Origin of the sequence: Mesorhizobium sp. ES1-6 (assembly GCF_020164775.1) — a bacterium.
Lineage (GTDB): Bacteria > Pseudomonadota > Alphaproteobacteria > Rhizobiales > Rhizobiaceae > Mesorhizobium.
The window spans coordinates 63,491-87,525 of the sequence record NZ_JAIUGU010000008.1 but is presented as its reverse complement, the minus strand read 5'-3'; the positions used below and the strand labels follow the sequence as shown (position 1 = coordinate 87,525).

The following is a 24,035-nucleotide window of genomic DNA, read 5'->3' as shown; positions in this document are numbered from 1 at the left end:
GTCGGTGCGTGGCCGCAAACGAAATCCATGTCCCGGTTGGAGAGCCGGTCAAGGTCGAGCTCGATTCGCTCGATGTCATCCATAGCTTCTGGGTGCCAAGCCTTGCCGGCAAACGGGATCTCATTCCAGGCAGGCCAAGCGACCTCACGCTTATTGGTTCGGCGCGAACAGCTCTTGCTGGCGGACAAGTTCGTCCGCGATCGGCTGGCGCAGGCGTCGCGTGCCATCCGCCTGAATGACCGAAAACAATCCCACCTCCGCATGTCTGGAGTTGTCCCACCCGGGGTAGGCGGTTATGGGATACAGGCAAATACCCTCGATCGGTGCTTCGAGGCTCATCGCGGCACGCACCTCGTCGCAGACATAGTGGAACCAGGCCGGCCCGCCGGATCCCTCCGAGCCGGTCTCGGCAATGAACATCGGCTTGCCGTATCGATGAGCGACCTCGATCAACATCTCCGACAGAGCACGGTACTCGTGATGCCCCATCGGAATCGTCGGCCCGCTTAGGTACCATTGATTGTGCGGGTAGAAGTTCAGGCCCACGACATCGATGACATCTTCGCTCCCGCCCAACTCAGGTTCGACGCGGCCCAGCAACATGTCGTAAGCCTCGAACTGTCCCAGTCGGGCGTTTTCGGCCCGGCGCCGTTCGCCGGGGCTGCGGTCGCGAGGCGCGATATGGATGAGCGGCTCGGCCCAGACAAATCTGCATGCCGGATCGACCTGCCGCATTGCACGAACACCGGCGATGGCAGCCTTGACGAGGTGCCGCTTGAACCATCCTCGCTTGTTGGGACCCACGCGCGGGAAATAGCCGACTTCCACAGCCCAGGCGAAGAAGGAGATCTCGTTGATTGGACACAACAAAGGCGATGTTCCGGTGATCGAGCGGTGTACCCTCACCGCTTCCGCCGCGAACGAGGCATAGGCATCGATGAAATGGATGGACCCCTGATCGACATGGTCCGGGGATCCGTAATGGAAGATGTCCCAGATGACCTGGACACCTGCCGTCTGCGCAGCCTCGACCATGGGCGCCCAACTTGACCAGTCATAGGTTCCGGGAACGGTTTCGATCAGGTGCCAGCGCAGCCCGTCGCGGATAGTGCGAAGGCCGAGTTCGGCGCAGCCGCGGTAGTCGCTCAAGGCATGCAAATTATGCGAGGTCGCACGAATAAGGTCGAGGCGGACGCCGTCCTTGCGCCGGTGCGAGGAGCACTCGAAGCCCGCCATGAAAAAACTGGCGAAGCGCGAGTCTCCCGAAACCGACGCGGCCACTTCGTGCCCGTGCGCGCCTCCCACTTCGTTCATTCGAAGTCTCCTTTGGACGGTCCTTTTCGAACTCGGCTGCCCTGTTCCGACCCGAATTGCCTTGGCGAAACGCCGAATCCGTTCGGGCAGCCGCATCCCATTGCTCAGCTCAGCAGACCTCGCGTCCTGCCTGACCGGATAGTGCAGAACCGACTGGCCGAGCCTTTGTTCCTGTGGTCGCCCCCGCGAGCTGGGTGGCGACTGGCGACATCAGGAACAAGGAGGCTCGAGCCAAGTTCGGGGCGATGCAGCACCGGCGTCGCTTAATTCGACCGGCTGCTCGGCAAACAACAGAGGCACGGGATGATATGACCGTTCAAATTCGACTTTCCGATATCGACCATGCCAGGCGTGAGGATCGTGGCGACGGCGCTTGGAGCATCGCGCCGGATCTCGCCTATTTGCGGCTGGCAATCGTCAATGTCGTGTTCTTCGGCGCACCAGGCAGCGGCGATCGCAAATGGGTGCTGATCGATACCGGGTTGCCGACGTCCCGCAGCAGCATCCTTGCTGTCGCGGAAAAGCGGTTTGGGACTGACGCGCGGCCGGCCGCCATCATCTTGACGCATGGCCATTTCGACCATGTGGGAACGGTTCTGGACCTGGCGAATACGTGGGACGTACCCGTCTTCGCGCACCCGCTCGAGCGACCCTATCTGGACGGGACCACATCCTACCCGCCGCCGGACCCTTGGGTTGGGGGTGGACTGATGGCGCTGCTTTCGCCGCTCTTTCCCCGCGGGCCGATCGATCTTGGCAACCGTCTGGAACTCTTGCCGGCCAACGGGTCGATCCCCGGAATGCCAGGATGGCAATGGCTGCACACGCCAGGACACGCCCCGGGGCATATCTCGCTCTGGCGCGAGGAAGACCGCTCGCTGATCGTGGGTGACGCTTTCATCACCACAGGCCAGGAATCCGTCTATGAGGTCGCCGTTCAGGATCTCGAGATGCACGGTCCGCCACGCTATTTCACGCCGGACTGGGATGCGGCGGAAAGATCCGTGAAGCGTCTGGCCGCGCTGAAGCCGCAGATAGTCATCAGTGGGCACGGGGCGGCGGCGGCTGGCGTGGGCATGCAACAGGCTCTCGACAGTCTGGCTGATCGGTTCACGGAGTTCGCCGTCCCGCCAAAAATGAAATTCGTGCGCGAGCCAGCAACGGCGAGCAGCTGAGCTCTGTCCAAACCGCGGCACTCCGCTGCTCCAATATCTGTCAAAAGCGTGCCAACTTTGCTGCTTGGTCGGTTAGGACAGGTGTCGGGGAACAAACCCTGGACGCGCCAGTTAGGGCGTCGTTGGACGGCGGGCGGCACCCGGCGAAGTTCCACGTCAGGGAAGACTTGAAATGGAAAACGCGAAGAGCGCGTGCCCTTACGACGCGTCCTCCCCGAGATGCGTGGCGGAACCGCCGTTGTTGCCATCCAGCCTAAAGCCAGCGCGCTCGCTGCTCTGGATCCCCACCGCGGCATGCCTGCCCGGTTGCGCTGGGGGCGTGCTCGACCCGCAAGGGCCAATTGGCGCGGGCAATCGCACCATCCTTTTGAATTCGCTGGCGGTGATGCTGGTGATCGTCATCCCGACGCTGATTGCGCTGCTGGCCTTCGCCTGGAAATTCCGCGCCTCCAACAGCAATGCCCGCTACGACCCGGAATTCACCTATTCAGGGCGGATCGAGCTGATCGTCTGGTCGATCCCGACGCTCACCATCCTCTTCCTTGGCGGACTGATCTATTACGGTTCCTATCACCTCGACCCGCGCAAACCGATCGCCTCGGCGCAGCCACCACTCGATATCCAGGTGGTGGCGCTCGACTGGAAATGGCTGTTCCTCTATCCCGAGCAGGGTGTCGGAGCGGTCAACCAGCTGGTCATCCCGGCCGGCATTCCGGTGCATTTCAAGCTGACCTCGGCCAGCGTGATGAACACGTTCTTCGTGCCTCAACTTGGCAGCATGGTCTATGTCATGAACGGCATGCAGACCGAGCTGCATCTGCAGGCCGACCGCGAGGGCAGCTATTTCGGTCAGTCGGCGCATTTCAGCGGCGACGGCTTCTCGGACATGAACTTCAGCGTGAGCGCGGTTTCGGCCGATGCCTTCACTCGCTGGGCGTCGTCGCTGCATGGGGGCGGCGGCGTGCTCAACGCCAGCGCCTACCGCGAGCTCGCCCGGCAAAGCACAAACGTGCCGCCCGCCTCGTTCGGCCACGTTCAGCCTGGGCTGTTCGAGGCGGTTGTTCAGCAGACGCTGCCGCCGGGTCCGGGGCCCGCCGAAAGGGCCAGCAGCGGCGAGCCACAGGCGAGGCCGAGTGCCTTACCCTCGGCGCCAACCATTGCGCACCACCAGCAGGCGGAAGGGGGAGAATGACGATGCTCGGCAAGCTCGATTGGTCGGCAATTCCGTTCGACCAACCCATCCCCCTCGGTGCGGCCTTCGCCGTGTTCCTCGCGGCGGCAGCGGTGCTCTGCTGGATAAGCCTCAAGGGATATTGGCCCTATCTGTGGAGCGAGTGGATAACTTCGGTCGACCACAAGCGCATCGGCGTGATGTACATCGTGCTGGCGATGCTGATGCTGCTGCGTGGCTTCGTCGATGCCATCATGATGCGCACGCAGCAGGTGCTGGCGATCCACGGGCCGGGCTATCTTCCTCCGGAGCATTACGACCAGATCTTTTCGGCGCACGGCACGATCATGATCTTCTTCGCGGCGATGCCTTTCATGATCGGCCTGATGAATTTCGTCCTGCCGCTGCAGCTTGGCATCCGCGATGTCGCCTTTCCGACGCTCAATTCAGTCAGCTTCTGGCTGACGGCTACCGGAGCCCTGCTGGTCAATATCTCGCTTGTCATCGGCGAATTCGCGCGCACCGGCTGGTTGCCCTACGCGCCCTTGTCGGAAACCACCTACTCGCCGGGCGTCGGTGTCGACTACTATCTGTGGTCGATCCAGATCTCCGGCGTCGGCACGCTGCTGACCGGCGTGAACCTGGTGACGACCATCCTCAAGATGCGTGCGCCGGGAATGGGGTATTTGCGCATGCCAATGTTCTGCTGGACATCGCTGGCATCCAACCTGCTCATCGTCGCAGCCTTCCCGATCCTCACCGCCACGCTCGCGATGCTGACGCTGGACCGCTATCTCGGCTTTCATTTCTTCACCAACGAGGCCGGCGGGAACCAGATGATGTTCGTCAACCTGATCTGGGCGTGGGGGCATCCCGAGGTTTACATCCTGGTGCTTCCAGCCTTCGGGATCTTTTCCGAGATCTTCTCGACCTTCTCGTCAAAGCCGCTGTTTGGATACCGTTCGATGGTCGCGGCGACGATGTTCATCTGCATCGTCTCGTTCATGGTCTGGCTGCATCATTTCTTCACCATGGGCGCCGGAGCCGACGTCAATGCGGCCTTCGGCATCGCTACCTCGGTCATCGCCGTCGGCACCGGCGTAAAAATCTACAATTGGCTCTTCACCATGTATGGCGGGCGCGTTCGCTTCGACACGCCGATGCTGTGGGCGCTGGCTTTCGTGACCACCTTCACCATCGGCGGCATGACCGGCGTTCTGCTTGCCGTCCCTCCCGCCGACTTCGTGCTGCACAACTCCCTTTTCCTCGTGGCACATTTTCACAACGTCATCATCTCGGGCGTGCTGTTCGGCGCTTTCGCCGGTTTCACCTACTGGTTCCCCAAGGCATTCGGCTTCCGGTTGCACGAAGGCTGGGGAAAGGCGGCATTTTGGGTCACCTTGGTCGGCTATATGCTGGTCTTCGTGCCTCTCTACATCGTCGGCCTGCTTGGCATGACGCGGCGCCTTCAGCACATCGACATGGATCTTTGGGCGCCGTGGCTGGTGGTGGCCGCGTTCGGCGTGCTGGTGATGATCATCGGCGCCGCACTGCAGATCATGCAGCTGGTGGTTTCGATCCGGCATCGCGACAAGCTTCGCGACGAGACCGGCGACCCGTGGGACGGACGCTCGCTGGAATGGTCGACTTCCTCCCCTCCGCCCGCCTTCAACTTCGCGCGGCTGCCACATGTCGAGAACGAAGAACCCTACTGGAGCATCAAGCAGCGGGGAATCAAGGAGCAGAGCGCGGAGACTGAGGCCGCGTACGATCCCATCGAGATGCCGCGCAACAGTCCGACGGGCTTCGTCACCGCCTTCTTCAGCACGCTGATCGGCTTCGCGCTGATCTGGCACATCTGGTGGCTGGCGATCGTCGGCTTCGTCGGCGCTTACGCCACCTTCGTCGTCTTCGCCTGGCGCGATCATGGCGACTATGAGATCTCCGCCGACGAGGTCGCACGTATCGACCGGCATCGGCAGGCCGCGCAGCTTGCCTGGCTGCGCAACTGGGAGCGCCCGGCATGAGCGATCACGCCTTCACCATCAGCGCTGACAGCCGGATACGCGACCCCTATCGGCTCAATCGCGCCGGCGGGCATGGCACAGGATCCGCGACAGGCCACGGACAGGGCGGCCCTGCCTCGAAATTCGTCACCGTGGCCTACGGGTTCTGGATCTTTCTCCTGTCCGACATCATCATGTTCTCGGCCTTCTTCGCCGCCTATGCCGTGCTTGCCAAGGCAACCGCCGGCGGGCCGACGGGCAAGGATTTGTTCGAACCCGCGCGCGTTGCGGTTCAAACGGGCGTTCTGCTTACGTCGAGCTTCACCGGCGGCCTGGCAACGCTTGCGAGCCACCGCAGATCGATGGCTGCCACTCAGTTCTGGCTGCTCATAACGGGCTTGCTCGGGGCGGCCTTCCTGTTCCTGGAAGTGCAGGAATTCGCGACGATGATCGGCGAACAGGCAGGCCCCTCGCGCAGCGCGTTTCTTTCAGCCTTCTTTGCGCTCGTTGGTTGCCACGGAACCCACGTCGCACTCGGCCTGCTCTGGCTAGGCACCATGATGGCGCAGCTGTGGGTCAAGGATTTTCGACCCGATATTTTGCGGCGGCTCCACTGCTTCGGGCTCTTCTGGCACGCGCTCGACATCATCTGGGTTGCCATCTTCACCCTGGTTTATCTGTTGGGAGCATCGCCATGACCGAGGTCGGCAACGAGAGCGGGACCAGCGAGACGCCAGACCGCCGCGATTCGGCACCGGGGGAGGAGCGCATAACCGAACACGAAATGGCGGGGGGCCTTTCGGGCTACCTGCTCGGCTTCGGCCTGGCCATCCTGCTGACGATCGCTTCGTTCTTGGCGGCTCAGACCAATCTGATCTACCAGCCGGCGGTGATCTCGGCCCTGGTGGTGCTCGCTATCGCGCAGATGGGCGTGCATCTTGTCTTCTTTCTGCACCTGACGACCGGACCGGACAACACCAACAATGTCCTGGCCCTCGCCTTTGGCGTGTTGATCGTAGCACTGGTGGTGTTGGGCTCGGTCTGGATCATGGCCCACCTGGATCAGAACATGGCAGCCATGACGGCCCATCAAGCCGGAGCGATGCCCTGAGCGAGCTACACGCCGGACGCGCCTTGGCCTGACTTGGGTTCGCTTCGCGAAGGGCCTTGAACGGCGCCCCTTGCAGAACAGCGCGTCACGCGTTTCACGCGGGAACATTGGTTTCGGCAGCAAGTTCGAAAGCCATAGCACACAACAGGCACGCGGAAGATGGGCGCCCAGATCAATCACTTCGTGAAGGATATCCTCATCGAGGTCGCTGAAATGCTTCCGTCCGTGACTCCAAGACATAAAACGCCAACCGACGAACTGCCCGTCGAAGCGGCGAACTTTCCCCATGATCTGGAACCGGTGATCCGAGCGAACCCATCATGGGCGGCGCCGGGCCGCACGCAAGGCGCCGAGCACCGTGCGGACGGCATCGACGCCTGAGCCGCGGGACTGGGTGGACGGCCTGAAGATCAACCGGCCGTTGCGGAACTCGAAGCCCTGTGCGTTTTTCAAGCGCCATTTTGATGCCGCCGCTTTCTCGCGGAAGCTGATCGCGATCGCTTCGGGCCCCACATCGACCTTGCTGACGCCAAGTTCAGCCGCGGCTATGCGCAACCTGGTCAGTTCCAGCAAATCCGCTACTTCGCCGGGCATATCTCCAAAGCGGTCCTCGAGCTCTTCGCCGAATGCCTCGAGGTCCGTCTCGGAAGCCATGCGAGACAGCCTCGCATAGAGGCTGACGCGCACCGTCGGCTCGTTGACGTAGCTTTCGGGAAAGGCTCCCTTTCCCGCGCCGTTGATGTCGGCAAGCTGCCTGTCGTGATCGGTCCCTCCCCCAGCCAGCGAGACCGCCCGCCCCAGCAGATGTTGATAAAGGCCTGCTCCGATCAGCTTCATGTGTCCGGCCTGATCTTCGCCGAAGAGGTCTCCTGCCCCGCGCAGGTCGAGGTCCCTTTGGCTGATCGCAAGGCCGGAGCCAAGCCGATCGAGCGCAATCATCGTCGAAAGTCGGGCGCTTGTGCCTTCGGCCAGTTCGACGCCAGGCTCGGTCAGAAGAAAGGCAATGGCCTGCACCGCTCCCCTTCCGACCCGGCCGCGAAGCTGATGCAACTGTGCCAGACCGAACCTGTCCGCCCGCCAGATCAGGATGGTGTTGGCCCGCGGCACGTCGAGGCCACTCTCGATAATGTCGGTGCTCAACAGGACGTCGCCGTCGCCGTCAGCGAACCCGACCATGATTTCGTCCAGCTGTCTCCCTTTCATTTCGCCATGCGCCGTCTTCACGGCGAGTTCCGGCACCAGTCTGTTTAGCTGCTGGCGAACCGGATCGATGTCCTCGATGCGCGGAACCACGAAGAAGCTCTGTCCGCCCCGGCGGAGTTCGCGCAGAAGGGCGGCTCGTACCGAAGCTGGATCGAAGGGGGCAAGGATGGTGCGAACGGGACGTCTTTTGGCCGGCGGAGAATTGAGGACGCTGACCTCCTGGATGCCCGACATTGCCGATTGCAGCGTCCGCGGTATCGGCGTGGCGCTCATGCTCAGCGTATGAAGGCAGGGCGCCATGTTTCGCAACGCCTGCTTCAGCTTGACACCGAACCGGTGTTCCTCGTCGATCACCAGCAGTCCGAGATTGGCGAATCCGACGCTCTTGGCCGCCAGGGCCTGGGTACCCACAACCACCGCGACCTGACCGCTCCGCAGCCTCTCCTTCACCGCTCTCGCCTCCGCCGCTCCGACCATTCTCGAGAGGTGGGCAACCTCGAGGCCCGTTCCCGCGAATCTTCGGCTGAACGTTTCATAGTGCTGGCGTGCCAATACCGTTGTCGGTGCTATGACCGCAACCTGCTTCCCGCAGAGGGCCACGGCGGCGCAGGCCCGCAGGGCCACCTCTGTCTTGCCGAAGCCGACGTCGCCGCAGACAAGCCGGTTCATTGTTCTCCCCGACGACAGATCGTCGAGCACGTCGCGAATGGCGGCAGCCTGGTCGGGAGTCTCGGTATAGGGAAACCGCGCCGCGAACCGGGCCAGGTCGGCGCGAGAGGGTTTTATGATCGCGGCAGGCTGGCTGGACCTGGCTTTGGCGATGTCCCTCAAGCGTTTGGCCAGCCTGTCGACGTCGCGCAGCGCCGCCTTGCGGCGGCTGAGCCATCCGTCGCTGTTCAAGCGGTCGAGCGGCACGGCACCGGGTTCCGAGCCGTAGCGCCATATCCGTCCAAACTCACCGACCGGTACCAGCAAGGAAGCTCCGTCATGGTATTCCAACCTGACGACATCCTGCTGCTGACCGGCCAACTCGACCTGTTCGACCGCCGCCAGCACGGCCAGGCCATGGTCCTCATGAACGACGGCGTCGCCAATGCGCAACTCGGGTTCCAGCAGGGCGGTGGCCGCGCTGCCATTTGCCTTCATGACCTGGCCAAAGACGTCGCCTGCGGCCACCACCGCGATGCCTGATTGCTCGTCGACAAAGCCTTCGTCGAGAACGATCTCGGCCTTGAGAAGAGAGCCCCTTGGGGCCGAACGGATCCGCGGCCAGTCAGCCGCTTGCTCCATTCGCCGGCCGAGCTTCCGATCGAGCAGACGATCCGCTCGATGCAGGTCGGAGGCGTCGCCCATGAACGTCACAGTGAAACCCGATCTTGTCTGCCTCTCCACAAATTCGGCGAACTGATGCCCGGATCGCGCCTGCCGGAAGAATTTGGGAACTCGGGCGGCAGAAACGGCAAGGCTCATGCCGTGGCGTTTGCGGACTGCGATGTCCCATTCTTCACGCGACAGGTAAAACTGTTCCGGCAAGGGCTTGGCGGGCACGGCGACCTCCTGCCTCGCGCCACGTGCGTCTTCGATCAGGTCCAGGAAGCGGTCGAGCGGCGCGCCTTCGAGACCTTCCGCGATGGAGACACATGCGCTGGACGTCACATCAAACACCGACGGCATGCTGCCGTACAATGCGACGAGGCGTTCTTCCATCGACGTCGCGCGCATGGCAGCCAACTCGGGATGATCCCCCGTTGCGAAAATCAGCTCGGATGCCGGTCCGACGGTGACCGAGTCTCGCGAATGTTCGCTAAGCTGGCTGATGGGGTCATAGGTCTTGAGTTCCAGGATGCAGCTATCTGGACCGATGACGACACGAACCGGGTGATCGGCGCCAGCGGGGAATATGTCCATGAGGTCGCCCCGAAAAGCTATCTCGCCCGGCTCGTCGACCCTCTCGTCGACACCGTATCCAATCGCCTCGGCTCTCGTTCGGAAACCATCCGCGTCGAACTTTTGTCCAAGTTCCAGAATCGTGAAACCGCCCGCAATGACCGGTGCGGGCGGGATCCGCTGGAGAGTGGTCTCGATCGACAGAATCACGATGCGCGGACGTTTGGGCTCGCTTGCGATCTCACGCAGAGCACGAAGCCTCTGCCCCATATTGGCGCGTGTCGGCCATACCCTGTCGTAAGGCAGGCAATCCCAGGACGGCAGGAAGATGGCGTCCGCGCCGGGCAGAAACTGACGCAAGGCCGCAGCGATCTCTTCGGCACTGCGTTCCGAGGCGGCTATGTGAACGATATGCTTGTTTGGACCGCTGTCCAGGGTATCGGCCAGGGCCGCCGCGATTGCGGCGGAAGGCGAGACGCCCTGTTCTCCCGCGAGGTCCCTGTCAGTCGACGGGTGATCGGTTTGTTCGATGATTTTCGTCCGCGAAATAGGTCTGTTCACTGAGATCTCACCTTGCCATCGGTGGGGAACGTCAGTGGAACCACCCCGTTCCTGAGGCGCGGATTAAAGTGTTGCAAGCGGCGGCAGCCCGTGCGGCCTTGCGTTCCAAGGACGGCCAATTGAGCCTTGGCAAGGCCACCAGTTCGCGGGCGTCTTTTCGCTGATGCTGGTCTCTTCCATAGCGAACTCCCCGAAGAGTGCGACTTAACCTCGAACGCCTGCCGGCGGAGCGAGGGTAGGTATGAAAACGTACAAGCTGTTGGTGCGTTTGCTACACAGGCCGCGGCTTTGATCGCGCCTCCTGCTTATTCGGATTCATCGCCATCCGGAACTTTTGGCGTGGATAAAAGTTCGGTGTGCAAAATCAGCTAGGTAGCCATTTTGTCCCCTACTTCATCCTCGGATGTCCTTATCCGCAAGCTTGAGACCATCTCGGAAATCCGAGAGGCTGAAATTGCGGTTTTGAAAAGCATACCGATTCAGGAGAAAGACTTTTCCGCCAACCACGACCTGGTGCGTGAGGGCGAGCGTCCTGTTTACTCGTTTGTCGTTCTGGATGGTTTGATCGGCTCCACCAAATACACGAGCGAAGGAAAGCGACAGATCACGTCCTTCTTCGTGGCCGGGGACATTCCTGATCTGCACGGGCTGCATCTGTCGGTCATGGATTGCAATTTCTCGACCCTGACACCGGCCCGAGTGGGCTTCATGCGACATGACGTTCTCCGCAGCGTTTGTGACCAGCACCCTCGTATCGCCACCGCTTTCTGGCGGTCGACGCTGATCGACGCGGCGATGTACAGGGAGTGGGTCACCAACGTTGGAAGACGTGAGGCTTATACCCGCATGGCTCATATTTTGTGCGAACTCATATTTCGCTTGCGGGCAGTCGGACGCATTGAGGATCACATTGCGGATATTCCGATAACCCAAGCCGCACTTGGCGATGCATTGGGGTTGTCCACGGTCCACGTCAATCGAATGCTTCAGGAACTACGTCGTGACGGCCTCATCGCGACCACAGGCACGAGAATGCATGCGATCGACTGGCCCCGCCTCACTCACGCAGGAGATTTCGACACGACCTACCTGCACCAAAAGAACCCGGCAGATTAGTGGTGACGGAAGCTCTCCCATGGCACGATTTTTCTTTGACACCGGCGATCGCGATTTGGTCTTGCTGGATGAGATAGGTGTCGAATGCGGTGGCCTCGAAGAGGTACGCCGAGTCGGATTCGAAGGCCTTATCGATCTTACGAGAGACGCATTGAAAAGCGTTGACGGTCAGAAAGTGTTTGTCGAGGTGCGTGATGAAAATGGCGACAAAATCCTGCGGCTAAGCCTCTCGCTTCAGATCATGTTGATGAGATGAATTCCGCCGATTTTCGCGGCACCGCCGATCAGCCCCTCCTCATCCAACCAGCTTCAGATGCCTATCGGACGGCATCCAGCGAGACGACGTATCTCGAAAGCCCCGAGCCGTAGGACCACGCAGTGCTCGGTCGCGTAGCATATCCATCGGTGCAAGCGGGCGCGCGCTTTAATCTATGTAAGTGCGCCGGGTCAGTGATCGGATTAGTTGGGTCTGTGCGTGCCGAGGGACAATGCACCCCTGCTTCGCACGCAGCAGGACCCGGCAGATGACGGGTCCGAGCATCAGCCCGGAGCAAAACATGACGATTGTGGCTTCTTGGACCCTCCACCCCACCAGATCGGGCCGACACGAAACAGGGCCTATCGATCTTCAGGATAACTGCGATGACTGAACACCGTTCCGACCTCAACGCGTCCGGTCCGGTCCTTGCGGAGCAGACACAGCCCGCTACCTATCCTGGAGGTTTGTCTTTACCAGATTCTGGCGAACAGACGAACCTGGTGGACCTTGTTCCGGCATTGCGGGCATTCGCCCGTTCGCTCAGTGGCAGCATCGATGAAGCTGACAACCTTGTCCGAGAGACACTGATCAAGGGGATTGCAGATCTCGATGGTGTTGATGGAGGCCGCGTGAAGCCCTGGATCTTCGCCACCATGCGCAGGGCGTCCTTGGCCAGGCTTGAAGACACGGACTTACAAAGTCGAGGAAGGGCTAGTTGCTTGTCGGAACCTTTTGCCTCCGAGGCTCTGGAACAGATGGGAACCGGCCCCGGGATAGCACGTGCCATAGACCTCCTGGCGGATCAGGAGCGGCAGGCCATCGTCTTGGTTTGCATGCTCGGGCTGTCCTATGAAGACGCCGCCGACATCTGCGACTGCGACACAGCCACCATCAAGGGCCGGATACAGGATGCGAGGACAAGAATGGTTGTCCAGTCGGGTGTCCCCGCGGAAGCCACACCTGAACAATCGAATGGATGATGAGCAAAGCGCGGTAGTGTTCAAGGCAGAAATTCGAGCAAAAATTCGGAATGGCTGCCAGGCAGCCAATGCATCGCTCGCCCTGAGGTAGCCGATCGCTCAACCGCAGGTTTGTTGTGCATGGCAGGGAACCATGAGGGATCCGCCGAGTTCGACCCTCGGTCAGCTCGGGTTCCCAAGATGGAAGAAATCGGCAAGGCGCAACAGAAAGCCATAGCCCGTCTCATACGTCAGTGGATCGCATCGGACGCCAGCCGTCGCCAGCTTCGCCAGTTGCTGGATCTTCCGACGGATGCGGACATGCCCCGCGAGCATCGGTCATTGCTCGACGAACTCGACCGAAAGCTCGACGAATAGGTGGTGCATGCTGCTTGGACAACTCCCACAGGCATCCGGTTGCGGAGTCCGAGGGCCCCTGCAACGGCAGCTCTCAGAGACGAGGCGAAAGCTCACCTGCCCAGCGGTTGTCGCGAAAGCTGTTCGAGCTCGTTCTCGTCCGTGATCCCGGCTTGGTAGTAAGCAAGGATGCGCGATGCGCGCCGTTCTCTCTCGATTTCGGTCTCGTTTTTGAGGTTGCTGCGTGCAAGGACGCGGCTCAGGACCGCAAGTTCCGATGGGGTATAGGCATCCCTATGCATTGCATCCCGCCTCCGCGCCGCAAAATCCTGCAATAGGGATTCCCCGGCGCGCCCTAACGTCACACAGGACAGAATGTTCCATGGTTTTCATGAAGGAGAAATTCCCATCAGCGAGATGTGAGTTTCCCGGGGCTTGCTGTGCGCTTTAAAGCAGAGAAACGGCGATTATGATCTGCGGCAGAAAGAAGGGTTTGGATCGGGATGGAAATCCGCCAGCGCCTCGGCCGCATTTCGCACGCCGACGACCTGGAAGCCGGCCTCCTCCAAAGCTGGCTCTAGGTCGAGAAGGATCATCGTCTCATTTCCGACGATCGGAACAGCATCGCTCGTCCCGAAACTCTCAAGTCGCCGCCGCTACTACGATCTCGGCGTCAAATTGTTCCATATGACAGGTATCGCCGGTGTCGGCTGAGTCCCGCCGCGACCTCGCGGCGGAGTCATGGCCGCGTCGGAAAACCGAGACGGGCTGAAGCTGCTTCGCCAGCTTCGAAGGCCAAGACAATGAGGGAGGATTGTAGGCCTGCGACCGAACCTTGAAGTGCAGCGAATGCTCCCGGGTATAGGCTCTTGTTGGATCAGCCCCTGCGGCGGCCGCCTCCGACGCGGGCATCTTCGTTTCTGCTCAAGCTTTCTCCTGATCTCCAGAAGCTTGCTGGATTTCCGTCATCACCTGCCGAGGATCGACATTCTCGGCCAGTTGCGGCAGCTCCTCATCGGCTGGTGTCGAGACATTCAGGCGCTCCGTCAAGGCAGCCACCATTTCGATGAGCCGCGTGGTTTCGTGCTCGTTAAGAAGGCTGATCTGCAGATCCAGCTCCGCTCGGCGCTCGCTGTGTTCGGCCATTCTGTTCTGGTTGATCAGCACGAAAGTGGACAGGAAGATCGCCTCGACCGAGGCCACCATGGCCAGGATTACAAAGGTCGGGTCCCAAGCTGGAATGGCCGGTATCAGGCCTAGGTTCGCAAGCATCCAGGCGAGGAGAATTGCTAGGTGCAAATAGACAAAAGGCATGCTTCCCGCAAAGCGCGAAATGGCGCCGGCAATGCGCACCTGAACCCCCTGGTGTTCCTCCTGTTGTCGCCTGTGGTCGACCAAAGCCTGTATGTTCTGGTGAAGGATCGACTGCATGTCGGCGGGATGCTGATCGTTCATTTTAAAAAGCCCGGTTTGGCGGCCAAAATCATCCCAGCGCCGACCATCGCCGGCCTGGCACGCCCGGCGAGGCTGCATCGCCTGAATTCGCCGGCTCACGGCCGCCGGTCTCTTGAGACGAGGAGTGCCGTCCTGCAATCGTGTCCACCATGGCGATCACCGCCTCCGGGGCGCTCTGATGAACCATATGGCCGGCGCCCTCAACAACATCGAGGAGGGACCCACCGACCTCCGAATGCAGGCGTCGTGCCTCCCCCTCGGCGTCGAACAGCCGGTCTCCAGACCCCGCCAGGATGCCCGTCGGGACGGCAATGTCCGTGTAGCTGGGCTTCCTTAGCAGGGCTGCCCCCAGCATCGATGCCGATTCCGAACACACCGCGCGCAGTTGGGAAGGGCGGCTGGCGACATCCTTTGCGAGAACGGCGAAGTCGGCAGCGACATCCGCCGGATGAAAGATCTTCTGCATCGCCCAAGGCCAGGCAAGCCTCACAAGCAACGGCAGCAAGGTGTGGCGAAACGCAGTGCCGACGACCGGGAGAGCCGGCAGGGCGGCCAGCGCAAGATCAAGCCGGGGCGGTGGATAGTAGTAGCCGGAGACCAGCACGATGCCGGCAACCGAAGGAGAATGCCTGCGCGCCAATTCGAGGGCTACCCAGGCGCCCCAGGAATGTCCAAGCACGAGATAGTTCTCGATGCCCAGCCTGCCGACGGCGGCATGTATGAGATCGGCTTGGTTACGGGCGGAACACCGCCGGCCGCGCGACCGCGTGCTTCGGCCGAAGCCCGGCCGATCAAATGCGAGTACCCGGTAGGTCTTTGCCGCCCGATCGAAGATACCGCTCGACTTGAAATCCTGCGCCATGGATCCGTTTCCATGCAACAAAATGAGCGGCATGCCGGTGCCGGCTTCGATAAAATGCAGGCGAAGACCTTCAATCTCCATGAAATGGCCGTGCGCCCGGCCAAAAAGCGCACGTTTGGCGCGGGCGTGATTGTACCCGGCAAGTGCCGACAATGCGGCGACGAGCAGCACGGTCGAGAGCTTCGGTCTGTCTCTGTGGAACGCCATGCACTGCCTGCCAGGAACTGTCTTGCTCGGTGCCCCGCCGCGCCCCAACCTTCGGAAGGGCAGCTTGTTCCGCTAGACAACGACACTGCCTATGGCTGGCTCAAACGGCTTGAAACGCGAACTCTCTGAGGCATCGGATGCGGCGATGGCAGCATGTTCAAACGCGATGGCCATCTGATTCAGCGCTTTTACAACGTCACCGATGGCGTACAGATCGTCGACGGAAGTCTGCTGGTGAGGTAGCTCTTCGCAACGTCGCGCCGACGGCCAAGGCGGTCCCTGCCCGCTGGCTGTTTTGCGGGCCGGCTTCCGAAACCTGGCGTCTGAAATACGAAAAGCCCGCTACCCCACGTGGAGTAGCGGGCTAAGCCCGCAACGCGATCAACAGTGAATTCTCCAGGCCTGAAAGGCGGTGGCTTCATGTTACGGCTTGAAACCGGATTGGTTCGCCCGTTGGCGGAGAGGGTACCATTTCACGTCACCAACCTGTGCTGGCGCGCCCTAAAGGCATGTGATTTCCGTCGCCCTTACAATGACGTCGTCCTGTTCAAACTGGTCAGCGAGCTTCCCTTTCAATGTTTGCCAGAAGGCAGCGTCCAATGTTTCCGCCATGATCTCAAATAGCACCACCTCATCATGGCGAGTTGCCCCTGCTTCATCATTCCAGGTGCCACTTGCCGGCGACCGCGTGTAGGCGGTGACCCCGCCGAACTTTTCGGTAAGTTGTTCCTGGAGGTGCTTGTAGACCTCGCGCGGAAAAGGATTTCCGAGATTATCGTTCAATGGGAGCAGGATCTCTATCAGTACCATTTTGAGGCCTGTGTGGACTGGCCCACGCCGAACGCAGCCCGTCATGCCGACTTGCGGCGCTTGATCCCTTCACGAGCCAAGCTCTTCTTCAGAACGGATGCCAGGTCGACAACATTCTCTTCCGGACGCGGCGCCGCCTTGGGAGGCTTCTTGCCTTTCCGCTTCGCGTCGATCATTGCGATTAGCGCGTCCTCATAGGTGTCCTCAAACTTCGAGGGATCGAATTTGGTCACCTTCTTGTCGATCAGCAAGCTTGCGATTTCGAGAAGGTCCTCATCATACGTGGGACTCTTCAAATCGTCGAATACGGCTTTTTCCGAGGTCATCTCGTTGTGAGTACGAAGCTCGGTCAGCAGCATTCCCTTGCCGTACGGTTGGATCACGACCTCGCGGCCACGCTGGTACAGAACCACGCAGGACCGCGCCGCGACACGCTTCTTGGCCATGGCATCGCGGAGAACGGAAAAGGCTTCGATCGAGGCGCCATCGGCGGGAATGAGGTAATAGGGTTTCTCCAGGTAGCGCGTGTCGATGCTTGAGATGTCGACGAACTCACCCACCTCGAGGGTGTGGGCCGATGTCAGTTTGAGCTTCTTGATCTCCTCCGGCTCGACCTTGATGAAATCGTCCTTCTCGACCTCGTACCCCTTCACTTGATCTTCGCTCTCGACCCTGTCGCCAGTTCCCTCGTCAACGTAAGCGCTGTTGACCGGGAGGCCGTCTTTTCTGTTCAGAATTTTGAAGTGGATTTTCGACGCTTCGCTGGTCGCACTCACGAGTTTCACGCCGCAAGACACCGAACCGACCTTCAGAAAGCCCTTCCAGACCGCGCGGGGAGCCGCCATGTCTTTTCTCCGCTCTTCAATCCTTCACGTAGGCGCCGGGTTGCCGACCTGACCTGGGCGCCTTGGCGTCCTTGGAATGCTCCGCGACGGCCGGCCCGGCGCCGGATGTTTTCTGCGTGGCGGGGCTTGGTGTCGGCCGACACGACGAATTCTGACCATCAGATTGATGCCTCTTGTCTTGTGAGAATTCGCTTTGGTGGTCGCCTCCATCTTTGTTCGAGTATTTTGTGGCGCCGGTTTCGCGGCGGTTTTCATTTCCAGCCATGATCGATCCTCCCGAGGGATGATCATGAACTTGGTTCCGGTCAACAAAGTTCCCTGTTCGTCACGATGGCGTCCGAACGATCGAACGGGTCCCGTATCAAACATTGTGTTGAATGTTCTGAGGTACCGTGGCCGCCAGCCAAAAGCCGGCCATGAGGGCAGCACGAAGAACGCGATGAGCTGCAAGGCATCGGCGATGACTGCCGTGCCGTGATCAAGAAAACCTGCCGACCGGGACCGACGTGCAGTTTTCACGGCCGTTGCCAAAAGATCAATGATTGGTGCCTGCATACTGCCATCTGATGATTGAACGTCCAGGCGTCTTGCTGGTGCCGAAGGTGTGTGCCGTGATCGTCCCGTCTGGCTTCAGACGACTGCCAAGAAAGGGAACCTCTTTTGTGGGCGGGAGTTAGACGACGTATGCCGGCTTCGAGCCGCTGGCGTGGACAACGAAACAGATCTTTGGCACCAGCCTGTAAGACAACGAGGTCAGCAAGGCGACTTGCCCCTAGCTATTGGACACGAGGTGCTGGGGCGCGGACGGCTGCTTCAACACATCAATGTGAGCTTGCCTCTTCATGCGGTTTCGCTCGGCGCTTAGAAGCTCTTCCTCGCCCGTTAGGCCGTTTAGGAAAAGCTTCAGGACATGGGACGCGAGTGTCTGTGCCTCCTGGCTGTTGAGCGGAATGCCCCTCTCTTTGCAGGCGGTCCGACAGACGCGGGCGAGCATTTCCAGTTCGCCGCACATGACGACTTGACCAGGAAACAACATGGCTTCCTCCATCTCTCAGATGTTGCATTGGCGCTGCAACATGACTCCGTCCTCCCTTTGTGTCGTTAAGAAATGATGGAGGTGGCGATTTGGTCCGAAATGGTACAGTCTTTCGTTGGAACGTTCGTGCTTTTGGACGGTTGGAGACGCGGCAATCTTTCCCTCGAGACTGCCATAGAAGAGCCCGCTCCGCCGGCCCTCAGCGTGAGCGGGCTCTTGCTCAGCTGGCAAGATTGGAAGTTCTCACGCTACGTCAGAATGGTATGCGCGCGCCTCTAGCTCGATCGAGCGCCGCCAGACCAGTCGGGGTGAAGGGGGGCACGGTCTCCCAACTATGCCAAGTCGCGGATGTAGGCGGGGTGGTACGAACGACGAACGCGGAACGCTGTACGAAAGTCACAACAATTTGTACATGTTATGACCACGCAATCGTACAGAGACTGGCATTGGGAATAGGAAAGGTCGAATGATAAATTCCTAATCTGTAGGTCACAGGTTCGATTCCTGTCGGGATCACCTGCTTTTTGAACTTTACGATGGCTACGTGCAGTAAGTCGGTCGGTCGACGCGGCCCGCTTCCTCACTTGCCGATATAGGCGGCCAATTCGTCAGGCGTCCCCATCGGGAATGCCTGTTTGAGATAGTCGAGGAACGCGGCCACCCGGGCGCTTAGCAGCCGCCTGGACGGGTAGAGCGTCCACAAGGTGATGTCGCCTCCCTCAACATCACCCCAATGCACCAGCGAGCCCTCGGTTATATCGTGGCTGACAAGCGACACGGGGAGGCGGCCGGCACCGACGCCTGCTCGCACCGCATCCCGGACCATGATCAGCGATGACAGAGCGAGGACCGGCTGGACCGCGATCGTTGCCCGGCCGGTGGGCGTCTTCACGGCCCAGGTCGGTTGATCGCCGGCCGAGCGCACGACCGCGGGAGCGGGGCGGTGTCCGGACGGCCGGGCAAGGTCAGGGCTTGCCACGACCACCAGCCGATCGCGCAGGAAGACTCGTCCGACGAGGCTGTCATCCGGATCCGGATTGACCCTGATCACCAGATCAAATCCCTCCTCGATCATGTCCACGGAACGATCTTCCGTCGAGACCTCGAGCCTCACTTCCGGAAATTTCAGGGCGAACCCGGCGGCGATCTTTCCCATCGCGGTCTGCGAAAAAACAAGCGGCGCGCTGATCCGCAACCTGCCTCGCGGCTTCTCACCACCCGAGGCGATCGCTACAGCAGTCTCATCGAGCTCGGTAAGCAAGCGACCCGCACGCTCATATAAAGCGCGCCCTTCCTCAGTCAGCTTGAGCGTGCGTGCGCCGCGTTCGAACAGGCGCAGGCCAAGGCTGGCCTCGAGATCCGCGACCCGACGCGACAGCGTCGCCTTCGGGCGGGCGGCGGCGCGCGCCGCGCGCCCAAAGCCGCCGTGGCGCGCCACGGTGACGAAATCAGCGAGAGCAAGCAAATCCATGCGTTCCACCAGTGATACGTTGTGTCCAAAATTCGCATCTATTGGTCCATGTGTGAACCACTCATATTCGGGTCGTCAAGCAACCCAACCCGGAGAAAACAACCATGACAATCCTCGTTACCGGAGCCACTGGCCGTGTCGGCCGCCAAGTCGTCCAGCAACTCGTCAAGCGCGGCGCCGATGTGCGCGTCCTAGTTCGCGACACCTCGAAGGCTGATTTTCCGGCCGTTGTAGAGGTCGTGCAAGGTGAACTGCTCGATATCGGATCCCTGCGCAAAGCGTTTGCCGGCGTCAACACGCTGTTCCTGCTCAACGCGGTGTCGGGGGACGAATTCACCCAGGCGCTCATCACCCTGAACATTGCCCGAGAGTCAGGCGTCGATCGGGCTGTCTACCTGTCGGTGATCCACAGCGATCACTTCGTCAACGTTCCGCATTTCGCGGTGAAGGCCGGCGCGGAGCGGATGATCGAACAGATGGGTTTCTGCGCCACGATCCTGCGCCCGGCCTACTTCATCGACAATGACCTCATGATCAAGGACGTCATCTTCAACCATGGCGTCTATCCGATGCCGATCGGAGCCAAGGGCATCGCCATGGTCGACGCCCGCGACATTGCCGAGGTCGCGGCCATCGAGCTGATCCGTCGTGACCTGGCCCCAGGCAAGCTCCCGATCGAAATCATCAATCTGGTCGGCCCCGATACGCTGACTGGTTCGGATGTAGCCACGATCTGGTCGGATGTCCTGGGTCGTCCGGTTGCCTATGGCGGTGATGATCCGGCCGGCTTCGAGCAGAATCTGGCGAAAATCATGCCCACATGGATGGCCTATGAGATGCGCCTGATGGCGGAGCGTTATGTCACCGACGGGATGCTTCCAAAGGCCGGCGACGTCGAGCGTTTGACAGAAATCCTGGGCCGCCCGCTGCACTCATACCGCGACTTCGCGACTGAGCTTGCCGCATCATGACCGTCAACCTGGGACTGCCTCTTGCGAGGCGCCCCCCCTTCCGAGGTAGCTATCATGCAAAATTCCCAAACCGATAACGGCCCCAATGCCCGACCCAGGATATTGCTCCTTGGAGCGACCGGCGGCACCGGTCGCCTGATCGTAGGTCAGGCGCAAGAGAGAGGCTACGATGTCACCGTGCTCGTGCGCTCTCCCGAAAAGGCGGGCGATCTCCAGGGCGCAAAGCTCATCGTGGGAGATGCCCGCGATGAGGAGGTCCTGCGGCAAGCGCTAAAGGGCCGCGACGCCGTCATCAGCGCGCTTGGCACTGCCGCTAGCCCATTTCGCGAGGTGACCCTCCTCTCGTCCGCGACGCGGACGCTCGTGACCGCAATGAAGGCCGAAAACGTCTCCCGCCTTGTCGCCATCACGGGCCTGGGCGCCGGAGACAGCGCGGGCCATGGCGGCTTTCTGTTCGACAACCTGGTTTTCCCGCTGCTTTTGCGCAAGGTCTATGCCGACAAGAACCGTCAGGAAGCTATCGTCAGGGACAGCGGTCTCGACTGGGTTCTCGTTCGCCCCTCCGTGCTCAACGACAAGCCCAGCCGAGAGACGATCCGCGCGCTCACCGATCTCTCAGGTTTCCATGGCGGAACCATATCGCGAGCAAACGTTGCCAGCTTTGTCTTGGACCAGGTGCGCAACGACACATGGCTGCATCGTTCCCCGTTGATAACCTGGTGAACGCCATTCAGCGTGCGATCGGTCGTGGTCCCTCTGCCGAGATGACCACGGCCGCCAGACCGCCTCAGCCAACCTTGACCACGAAATGCTTGGTCACCGGCTCGATGATCTTCCAGGTGCCCTTGAAGTCGGCTTCCACCACGAAGGCGTCGCCAGGACCGACTTCGACCGGGGTGCCGCCATCGGGCGTGATGATGATGCGGCCGGCGATCATGTGCACGAATTCATAGTCGGTGTAGGTCGCATGATAAGTGCCCGGCGACGCCCGCCACGTGCCCGATATCACCTTACCATCCGCGGTCGTATGTTGGACGGCGGTCTGCATGGTCGGCTGGCCCTCGACCGCGATCCAGCCAGGCAGATCGCCGGCTTCCGCGTGCTCGACCGCGCCGAATTTGAGGATGGTCTTGTTCGTCATGCCGGGCTCCGTTTGCTTCATGTGTCGCAGAGGTCGGATAGCCGATGCACTTGACGGGAGCAATGCCGTGCAAAGCGAAACAGGCGCGGCCGCGCATCCGGGCAGACCGCCGGCTACCCGCGCCGACCTTGAGTTGCTAAGGCTTGTGCGGCGCCGAGACGAGTTCAGCCTTGCGTTGCGCCGTCTCCAGCCCGAGGCCGATGAAAGCGCGCGCGTGCTTGGCGAGCGCCTTGTTGTCGGTCCACAGATTGCGCCAGATCGCGGTCTTTTTCGACAGGTTCTCGTCGACGATCTCCGAGGAGAAGGATTCGAAGCTGAGATCGTCGGCGTAACCGATCGCGGTCAGTGCATCGAAAATCGCCGCGAAATCGATATTGCCGGTGCCGAGAAAGCCGCGGTGGCTCTCGCCGATATGGACATAGCCGATCTTGGCCGCGGCATGGCGGATGGCGAGCCCCACATCGGCCTCTTCGATGTTCATGTGGAAGGTGTCGAGATGCAGGAAGATGTTGTCCGAACCGGTGTCCTCTATGAAGGCCAACCCTTGCGCTGATGTGTTGAGCAGGTTGCTTTCGAAGCGGTTGACGATTTCGAGATTGAGCGTGACGCCGGCGGCCTTCGCGGTTTCGGCGACCTCGGCCAATGTCCCGGCGCTGCGGTTCCACTGATCGCGCGTCGGCGCCTCGACCTGCAGGCCATGGCTGGTCGAAAGAATGCCGGCCACCTTGCGGCCGCCAAGGTCGCGCGTCAGCGCGATGGTGTCGTTGAGAATCTCGACGCCGCGCGCCGCAATCGCCTTGTCGGCGCTCGATATGTCGCCGTCGGCTGGCAATCCGATGCTGATCGCCACACCGAGGCCAAGGTCGGCGATACGCTTGGCAAGCCCGCCAATGTCGACATTGGCGGGATCGAGATAGGAGAATTCGATCAGGCCGAAACCGGCCTCCCTGGTGCTGGCCAGCGTGCGTTCGAGTTCGCTCTGCGCCGAGCTTGCCGACCAGACGAAAGAATGGATTCCGATGCGCGACATGATCGTCTCCGGTATACAGAAGTGAGAAAGGCGCGGCCGGATCGAACCGGCCGCGCCTTCGTTGGATGGATCAGCGGGCCGCGGTCCAGCCCTTGTAGTCCTTCAGGTTCTCGGCCGTGATCAGCTTCGGGTCGAGCAGCACGGTGGCCTCCGCCGGCTTCTTGCCGGCCAGCAGTTCGGCCGCCATGGTCAGCGACTGGCCGGCCATCACATAGGGATCCTGCGAGGCCGAGGCCTTGATCATCGATTTGCCGGAAGACAGTTCCTTCTCGATATCCGGCGCGCCGTCGACCGCCGTGAAGATGAACTCGGAGCGGTTAAGCTGCTTGGCGGCAAGCTCGGCGCCGATCGCCGTCGGATCGTTGATGGCGAACACCGCGTCGATCTTGTCGAAACGGGTCAGCAACGACTGGAACACCTTCAGGCCGCCGTCGCGCGAGCCTTCGGCGTTCTGGTCGTCCGACAGGATCTTGATGTCGGGATGCTGGGCAAGCACGTTCTTGCAGCCCTTCACCCGCTCCAGGATCGACGATGACGCGGGCCCGTTGAGGATGACGTAGTCGCCCTTGCCGCCGGTGTGGTCGACCAGATACTGGCAGGCCTCTTCACCGGCCTTGACGTTGTTGGTCATCACCGTGACATCGGCGCCCGGCGCCGAAACGTCGAAGGCCGCGACGATGATGCCGGCGGCCTGCGCCTTCTTCACCGCCGGCGCGATCGCCTTGGCGTCGACCGCGTTGAGCATGATCACGTCGACGCCGGCGGCGATGAAGGAATCGACCTGCGAGACCTGCTTGTTGAGGTCATAGTCGGCCGACACCGATGTCACCTCGACCTTCGGATTGATCTTCTTGGCCGCGTCCTCGATGCCCTTGATGGTGGCGACGAAGAACGGGTTGCCGAGCAAGCCGACCGAGATACCGACCTTGTTGAGGTCCTTGGCCGATGCCGGCGCGATCGCGACGGCCGCGAAAGCGGCGCCGCAGAGCAGTTTGGCGATGGTCTTCATTACGCTTACTTCCTCCTGATGCCCCGCGCCTCTCGCGGTGCGTTACACAAGCCGGTCTTTGATGCCGGCGACCAGGTCA

Annotated in this window: 24 protein-coding genes and 1 pseudogene; 13 read left to right on the top strand and 12 right to left on the bottom strand. The window is 61.0% G+C overall.

What is annotated here, in order from left to right; all coding sequences use genetic code 11:
- Positions 1 to 8: 8 nt before the first annotated feature.
- Positions 9 to 152: pseudogene (locus LB564_RS20010) on the top strand (cytochrome c oxidase subunit II); the annotation flags it as partial.
- Here LB564_RS20010 and LB564_RS20005 read toward each other — a convergent pair.
- Positions 151 to 1,314, bottom strand: coding sequence for a beta-glucosidase (locus LB564_RS20005; protein ID WP_224540324.1), 1,164 nt, complete (start codon positions 1,312 to 1,314; stop codon positions 151 to 153). The pseudogene LB564_RS20010 and the gene LB564_RS20005 sit on opposite strands and share 2 nt — an antisense overlap.
- 308 nt (positions 1,315 to 1,622) lie before the next feature.
- Here LB564_RS20005 and LB564_RS20000 point away from each other — a divergent pair, with 308 nt between their 5' ends.
- The 6 genes from LB564_RS20000 to LB564_RS19975 all read left to right on the top strand — a co-directional run bounded on the left by LB564_RS20000 (position 1,623) and on the right by LB564_RS19975 (position 7,158).
- Positions 1,623 to 2,489, top strand: a complete 867-nt coding sequence (locus LB564_RS20000) for an MBL fold metallo-hydrolase (protein ID WP_224540573.1) — start codon at positions 1,623 to 1,625, stop codon at positions 2,487 to 2,489.
- Positions 2,490 to 2,730: 241 nt separating this feature from the next.
- Positions 2,731 to 3,681, top strand: coding sequence for a ubiquinol oxidase subunit II (gene cyoA / locus LB564_RS19995; protein WP_224540322.1), 951 nt, complete (start codon positions 2,731 to 2,733; stop codon positions 3,679 to 3,681).
- A 2-nt stretch (positions 3,682 to 3,683) separates the two neighbouring features.
- On the top strand, positions 3,684 to 5,687 hold the full coding sequence (gene cyoB, locus LB564_RS19990) for a cytochrome o ubiquinol oxidase subunit I (RefSeq protein ID WP_224540571.1): 2,004 nt from the start codon (positions 3,684 to 3,686) through the stop codon (positions 5,685 to 5,687).
- Complete coding sequence (locus LB564_RS19985; RefSeq protein ID WP_224540320.1) at positions 5,684 to 6,364, top strand: cytochrome (ubi)quinol oxidase subunit III; 681 nt, start codon at positions 5,684 to 5,686, stop codon at positions 6,362 to 6,364. The genes cyoB and LB564_RS19985 overlap by 4 nt, the downstream gene beginning before the upstream one ends.
- Complete coding sequence (cyoD, locus tag LB564_RS19980; protein WP_224540318.1) at positions 6,361 to 6,777, top strand: cytochrome o ubiquinol oxidase subunit IV; 417 nt, start codon at positions 6,361 to 6,363, stop codon at positions 6,775 to 6,777. Before LB564_RS19985 ends, cyoD begins: the two co-directional genes overlap by 4 nt.
- Positions 6,778 to 6,936: 159 nt before the next feature.
- The gene (locus LB564_RS19975; RefSeq protein ID WP_224540316.1) at positions 6,937 to 7,158 is read left to right on the top strand and encodes a hypothetical protein; all 222 of its coding nucleotides are present in this window, start codon (positions 6,937 to 6,939) and stop codon (positions 7,156 to 7,158) included.
- Here LB564_RS19975 and LB564_RS19970 read toward each other — a convergent pair.
- Positions 7,096 to 10,428: a DEAD/DEAH box helicase gene (locus LB564_RS19970; protein ID WP_224540314.1), complete on the bottom strand. Its 3,333-nt coding sequence runs from the start codon at positions 10,426 to 10,428 to the stop codon at positions 7,096 to 7,098. The genes LB564_RS19975 and LB564_RS19970 overlap by 63 nt on opposite strands.
- A 381-nt stretch (positions 10,429 to 10,809) precedes the next feature.
- On the opposite strand from LB564_RS19970, the gene LB564_RS19965 reads away from it, so the two are divergent.
- From LB564_RS19965 to LB564_RS19950, 4 genes are all read left to right on the top strand, one after another.
- Positions 10,810 to 11,544, top strand: a complete 735-nt coding sequence (locus LB564_RS19965; RefSeq protein ID WP_224540312.1) for a Crp/Fnr family transcriptional regulator — start codon at positions 10,810 to 10,812, stop codon at positions 11,542 to 11,544.
- 19 nt (positions 11,545 to 11,563) lie between these two features.
- Positions 11,564 to 11,800, top strand: coding sequence for a DUF6894 family protein (locus tag LB564_RS19960; protein ID WP_224540310.1), 237 nt, complete (start codon positions 11,564 to 11,566; stop codon positions 11,798 to 11,800).
- A 386-nt stretch (positions 11,801 to 12,186) separates the two neighbouring features.
- Complete coding sequence (locus tag LB564_RS19955) at positions 12,187 to 12,783, top strand: sigma factor-like helix-turn-helix DNA-binding protein (protein ID WP_224540308.1); 597 nt, start codon at positions 12,187 to 12,189, stop codon at positions 12,781 to 12,783.
- Positions 12,784 to 12,963: 180 nt separating this feature from the next.
- On the top strand, positions 12,964 to 13,140 hold the full coding sequence (locus LB564_RS19950; RefSeq protein ID WP_157163632.1) for a hypothetical protein: 177 nt from the start codon (positions 12,964 to 12,966) through the stop codon (positions 13,138 to 13,140).
- A gap of 446 nt (positions 13,141 to 13,586) precedes the next feature.
- On the opposite strand, the gene LB564_RS31505 is transcribed toward LB564_RS19950, so the two are convergent.
- From LB564_RS31505 to LB564_RS19915, 7 genes are all read right to left on the bottom strand, one after another.
- On the bottom strand, positions 13,587 to 13,715 hold the full coding sequence (locus tag LB564_RS31505) for a hypothetical protein (RefSeq protein ID WP_263491444.1): 129 nt from the start codon (positions 13,713 to 13,715) through the stop codon (positions 13,587 to 13,589).
- A gap of 328 nt (positions 13,716 to 14,043) precedes the next feature.
- On the bottom strand, positions 14,044 to 14,574 hold the full coding sequence (locus tag LB564_RS19940) for a DUF1003 domain-containing protein (RefSeq protein WP_224540304.1): 531 nt from the start codon (positions 14,572 to 14,574) through the stop codon (positions 14,044 to 14,046).
- A gap of 28 nt (positions 14,575 to 14,602) precedes the next feature.
- Entirely contained in the window at positions 14,603 to 15,607 is a 1,005-nt protein-coding gene (locus LB564_RS19935; protein ID WP_224540302.1) for an alpha/beta fold hydrolase, read from the bottom strand.
- A 537-nt stretch (positions 15,608 to 16,144) separates the two neighbouring features.
- Complete coding sequence (locus tag LB564_RS19930) at positions 16,145 to 16,453, bottom strand: hypothetical protein (RefSeq protein ID WP_140708237.1); 309 nt, start codon at positions 16,451 to 16,453, stop codon at positions 16,145 to 16,147.
- 41 nt (positions 16,454 to 16,494) lie between these two features.
- Positions 16,495 to 17,298, bottom strand: a complete 804-nt coding sequence (locus LB564_RS19925) for a Ku protein (RefSeq protein ID WP_140708235.1) — start codon at positions 17,296 to 17,298, stop codon at positions 16,495 to 16,497.
- 16 nt (positions 17,299 to 17,314) lie between these two features.
- Entirely contained in the window at positions 17,315 to 17,563 is a 249-nt protein-coding gene (locus tag LB564_RS19920; protein ID WP_140708233.1) for a hypothetical protein, read from the bottom strand.
- Positions 17,564 to 18,914: 1,351 nt separating this feature from the next.
- Positions 18,915 to 19,805, bottom strand: a complete 891-nt coding sequence (locus tag LB564_RS19915) for a LysR family transcriptional regulator (protein ID WP_224540300.1) — start codon at positions 19,803 to 19,805, stop codon at positions 18,915 to 18,917.
- A gap of 104 nt (positions 19,806 to 19,909) precedes the next feature.
- Here LB564_RS19915 and LB564_RS19910 point away from each other — a divergent pair, with 104 nt between their 5' ends.
- Both LB564_RS19910 and LB564_RS19905 read left to right on the top strand, forming a co-directional pair.
- Positions 19,910 to 20,776 (top strand): SDR family oxidoreductase, encoded by an 867-nt coding sequence (locus LB564_RS19910; RefSeq protein ID WP_224540298.1) that lies wholly within the window; start codon positions 19,910 to 19,912, stop codon positions 20,774 to 20,776.
- A 54-nt stretch (positions 20,777 to 20,830) separates the two neighbouring features.
- The gene (locus tag LB564_RS19905; protein ID WP_224540569.1) at positions 20,831 to 21,499 is read left to right on the top strand and encodes an NAD(P)-dependent oxidoreductase; all 669 of its coding nucleotides are present in this window, start codon (positions 20,831 to 20,833) and stop codon (positions 21,497 to 21,499) included.
- Between the two features lie 64 nt (positions 21,500 to 21,563).
- Here the strand turns inward: LB564_RS19905 and LB564_RS19900 are convergent, their stop codons facing one another.
- The 3 genes from LB564_RS19900 to LB564_RS19890 all read right to left on the bottom strand — a co-directional run bounded on the left by LB564_RS19900 (position 21,564) and on the right by LB564_RS19890 (position 23,956).
- Positions 21,564 to 21,917: a cupin domain-containing protein gene (locus tag LB564_RS19900; protein ID WP_140708223.1), complete on the bottom strand. Its 354-nt coding sequence runs from the start codon at positions 21,915 to 21,917 to the stop codon at positions 21,564 to 21,566.
- A 136-nt stretch (positions 21,918 to 22,053) separates the two neighbouring features.
- The gene (locus LB564_RS19895) at positions 22,054 to 22,947 is read right to left on the bottom strand and encodes a sugar phosphate isomerase/epimerase family protein (protein WP_224540296.1); all 894 of its coding nucleotides are present in this window, start codon (positions 22,945 to 22,947) and stop codon (positions 22,054 to 22,056) included.
- Between the two features lie 70 nt (positions 22,948 to 23,017).
- Complete coding sequence (locus LB564_RS19890) at positions 23,018 to 23,956, bottom strand: ABC transporter substrate-binding protein (protein WP_140708219.1); 939 nt, start codon at positions 23,954 to 23,956, stop codon at positions 23,018 to 23,020.
- Positions 23,957 to 24,035 lie beyond the last annotated feature (79 nt).

Bases quoted from the DNA above. Each gene is read 5' to 3' on its own strand.
- LB564_RS19895 (WP_224540296.1), bottom strand. From the start codon at position 22,947: ATGTCGCGCATCGGAATCCATTCTTTCGTCTGGTCGGCAAGCTCGGCG.
- LB564_RS19940 (WP_224540304.1), bottom strand. From the start codon at position 14,574: ATGAACGATCAGCATCCCGCCGACATGCAGTCGATCCTTCACCAGAAC.
- LB564_RS19955 (WP_224540308.1), top strand. From the start codon at position 12,187: ATGACTGAACACCGTTCCGACCTCAACGCGTCCGGTCCGGTCCTTGCG.
- LB564_RS20005 (WP_224540324.1), bottom strand. From the start codon at position 1,314: ATGAACGAAGTGGGAGGCGCGCACGGGCACGAAGTGGCCGCGTCGGTT.
- LB564_RS19930 (WP_140708237.1), bottom strand. From the start codon at position 16,453: ATGGTACTGATAGAGATCCTGCTCCCATTGAACGATAATCTCGGAAAT.
- LB564_RS19920 (WP_140708233.1), bottom strand. From the start codon at position 17,563: ATGGCTGGAAATGAAAACCGCCGCGAAACCGGCGCCACAAAATACTCG.
- LB564_RS19950 (WP_157163632.1), top strand. From the start codon at position 12,964: ATGGAAGAAATCGGCAAGGCGCAACAGAAAGCCATAGCCCGTCTCATA.
- LB564_RS19890 (WP_140708219.1), bottom strand. From the start codon at position 23,956: ATGAAGACCATCGCCAAACTGCTCTGCGGCGCCGCTTTCGCGGCCGTC.
- cyoB (WP_224540571.1), top strand. From the start codon at position 3,684: ATGCTCGGCAAGCTCGATTGGTCGGCAATTCCGTTCGACCAACCCATC.
- LB564_RS19925 (WP_140708235.1), bottom strand. From the start codon at position 17,298: ATGGCGGCTCCCCGCGCGGTCTGGAAGGGCTTTCTGAAGGTCGGTTCG.
- cyoD (WP_224540318.1), top strand. From the start codon at position 6,361: ATGACCGAGGTCGGCAACGAGAGCGGGACCAGCGAGACGCCAGACCGC.
- LB564_RS19960 (WP_224540310.1), top strand. From the start codon at position 11,564: ATGGCACGATTTTTCTTTGACACCGGCGATCGCGATTTGGTCTTGCTG.
- LB564_RS19905 (WP_224540569.1), top strand. From the start codon at position 20,831: ATGCAAAATTCCCAAACCGATAACGGCCCCAATGCCCGACCCAGGATA.
- LB564_RS19910 (WP_224540298.1), top strand. From the start codon at position 19,910: ATGACAATCCTCGTTACCGGAGCCACTGGCCGTGTCGGCCGCCAAGTC.
- LB564_RS20000 (WP_224540573.1), top strand. From the start codon at position 1,623: ATGACCGTTCAAATTCGACTTTCCGATATCGACCATGCCAGGCGTGAG.
- LB564_RS19915 (WP_224540300.1), bottom strand. From the start codon at position 19,805: ATGGATTTGCTTGCTCTCGCTGATTTCGTCACCGTGGCGCGCCACGGC.
- LB564_RS19975 (WP_224540316.1), top strand. From the start codon at position 6,937: ATGGGCGCCCAGATCAATCACTTCGTGAAGGATATCCTCATCGAGGTC.
- LB564_RS19900 (WP_140708223.1), bottom strand. From the start codon at position 21,917: ATGACGAACAAGACCATCCTCAAATTCGGCGCGGTCGAGCACGCGGAA.
- LB564_RS19985 (WP_224540320.1), top strand. From the start codon at position 5,684: ATGAGCGATCACGCCTTCACCATCAGCGCTGACAGCCGGATACGCGAC.
- LB564_RS31505 (WP_263491444.1), bottom strand. From the start codon at position 13,715: ATGATCCTTCTCGACCTAGAGCCAGCTTTGGAGGAGGCCGGCTTCCAG.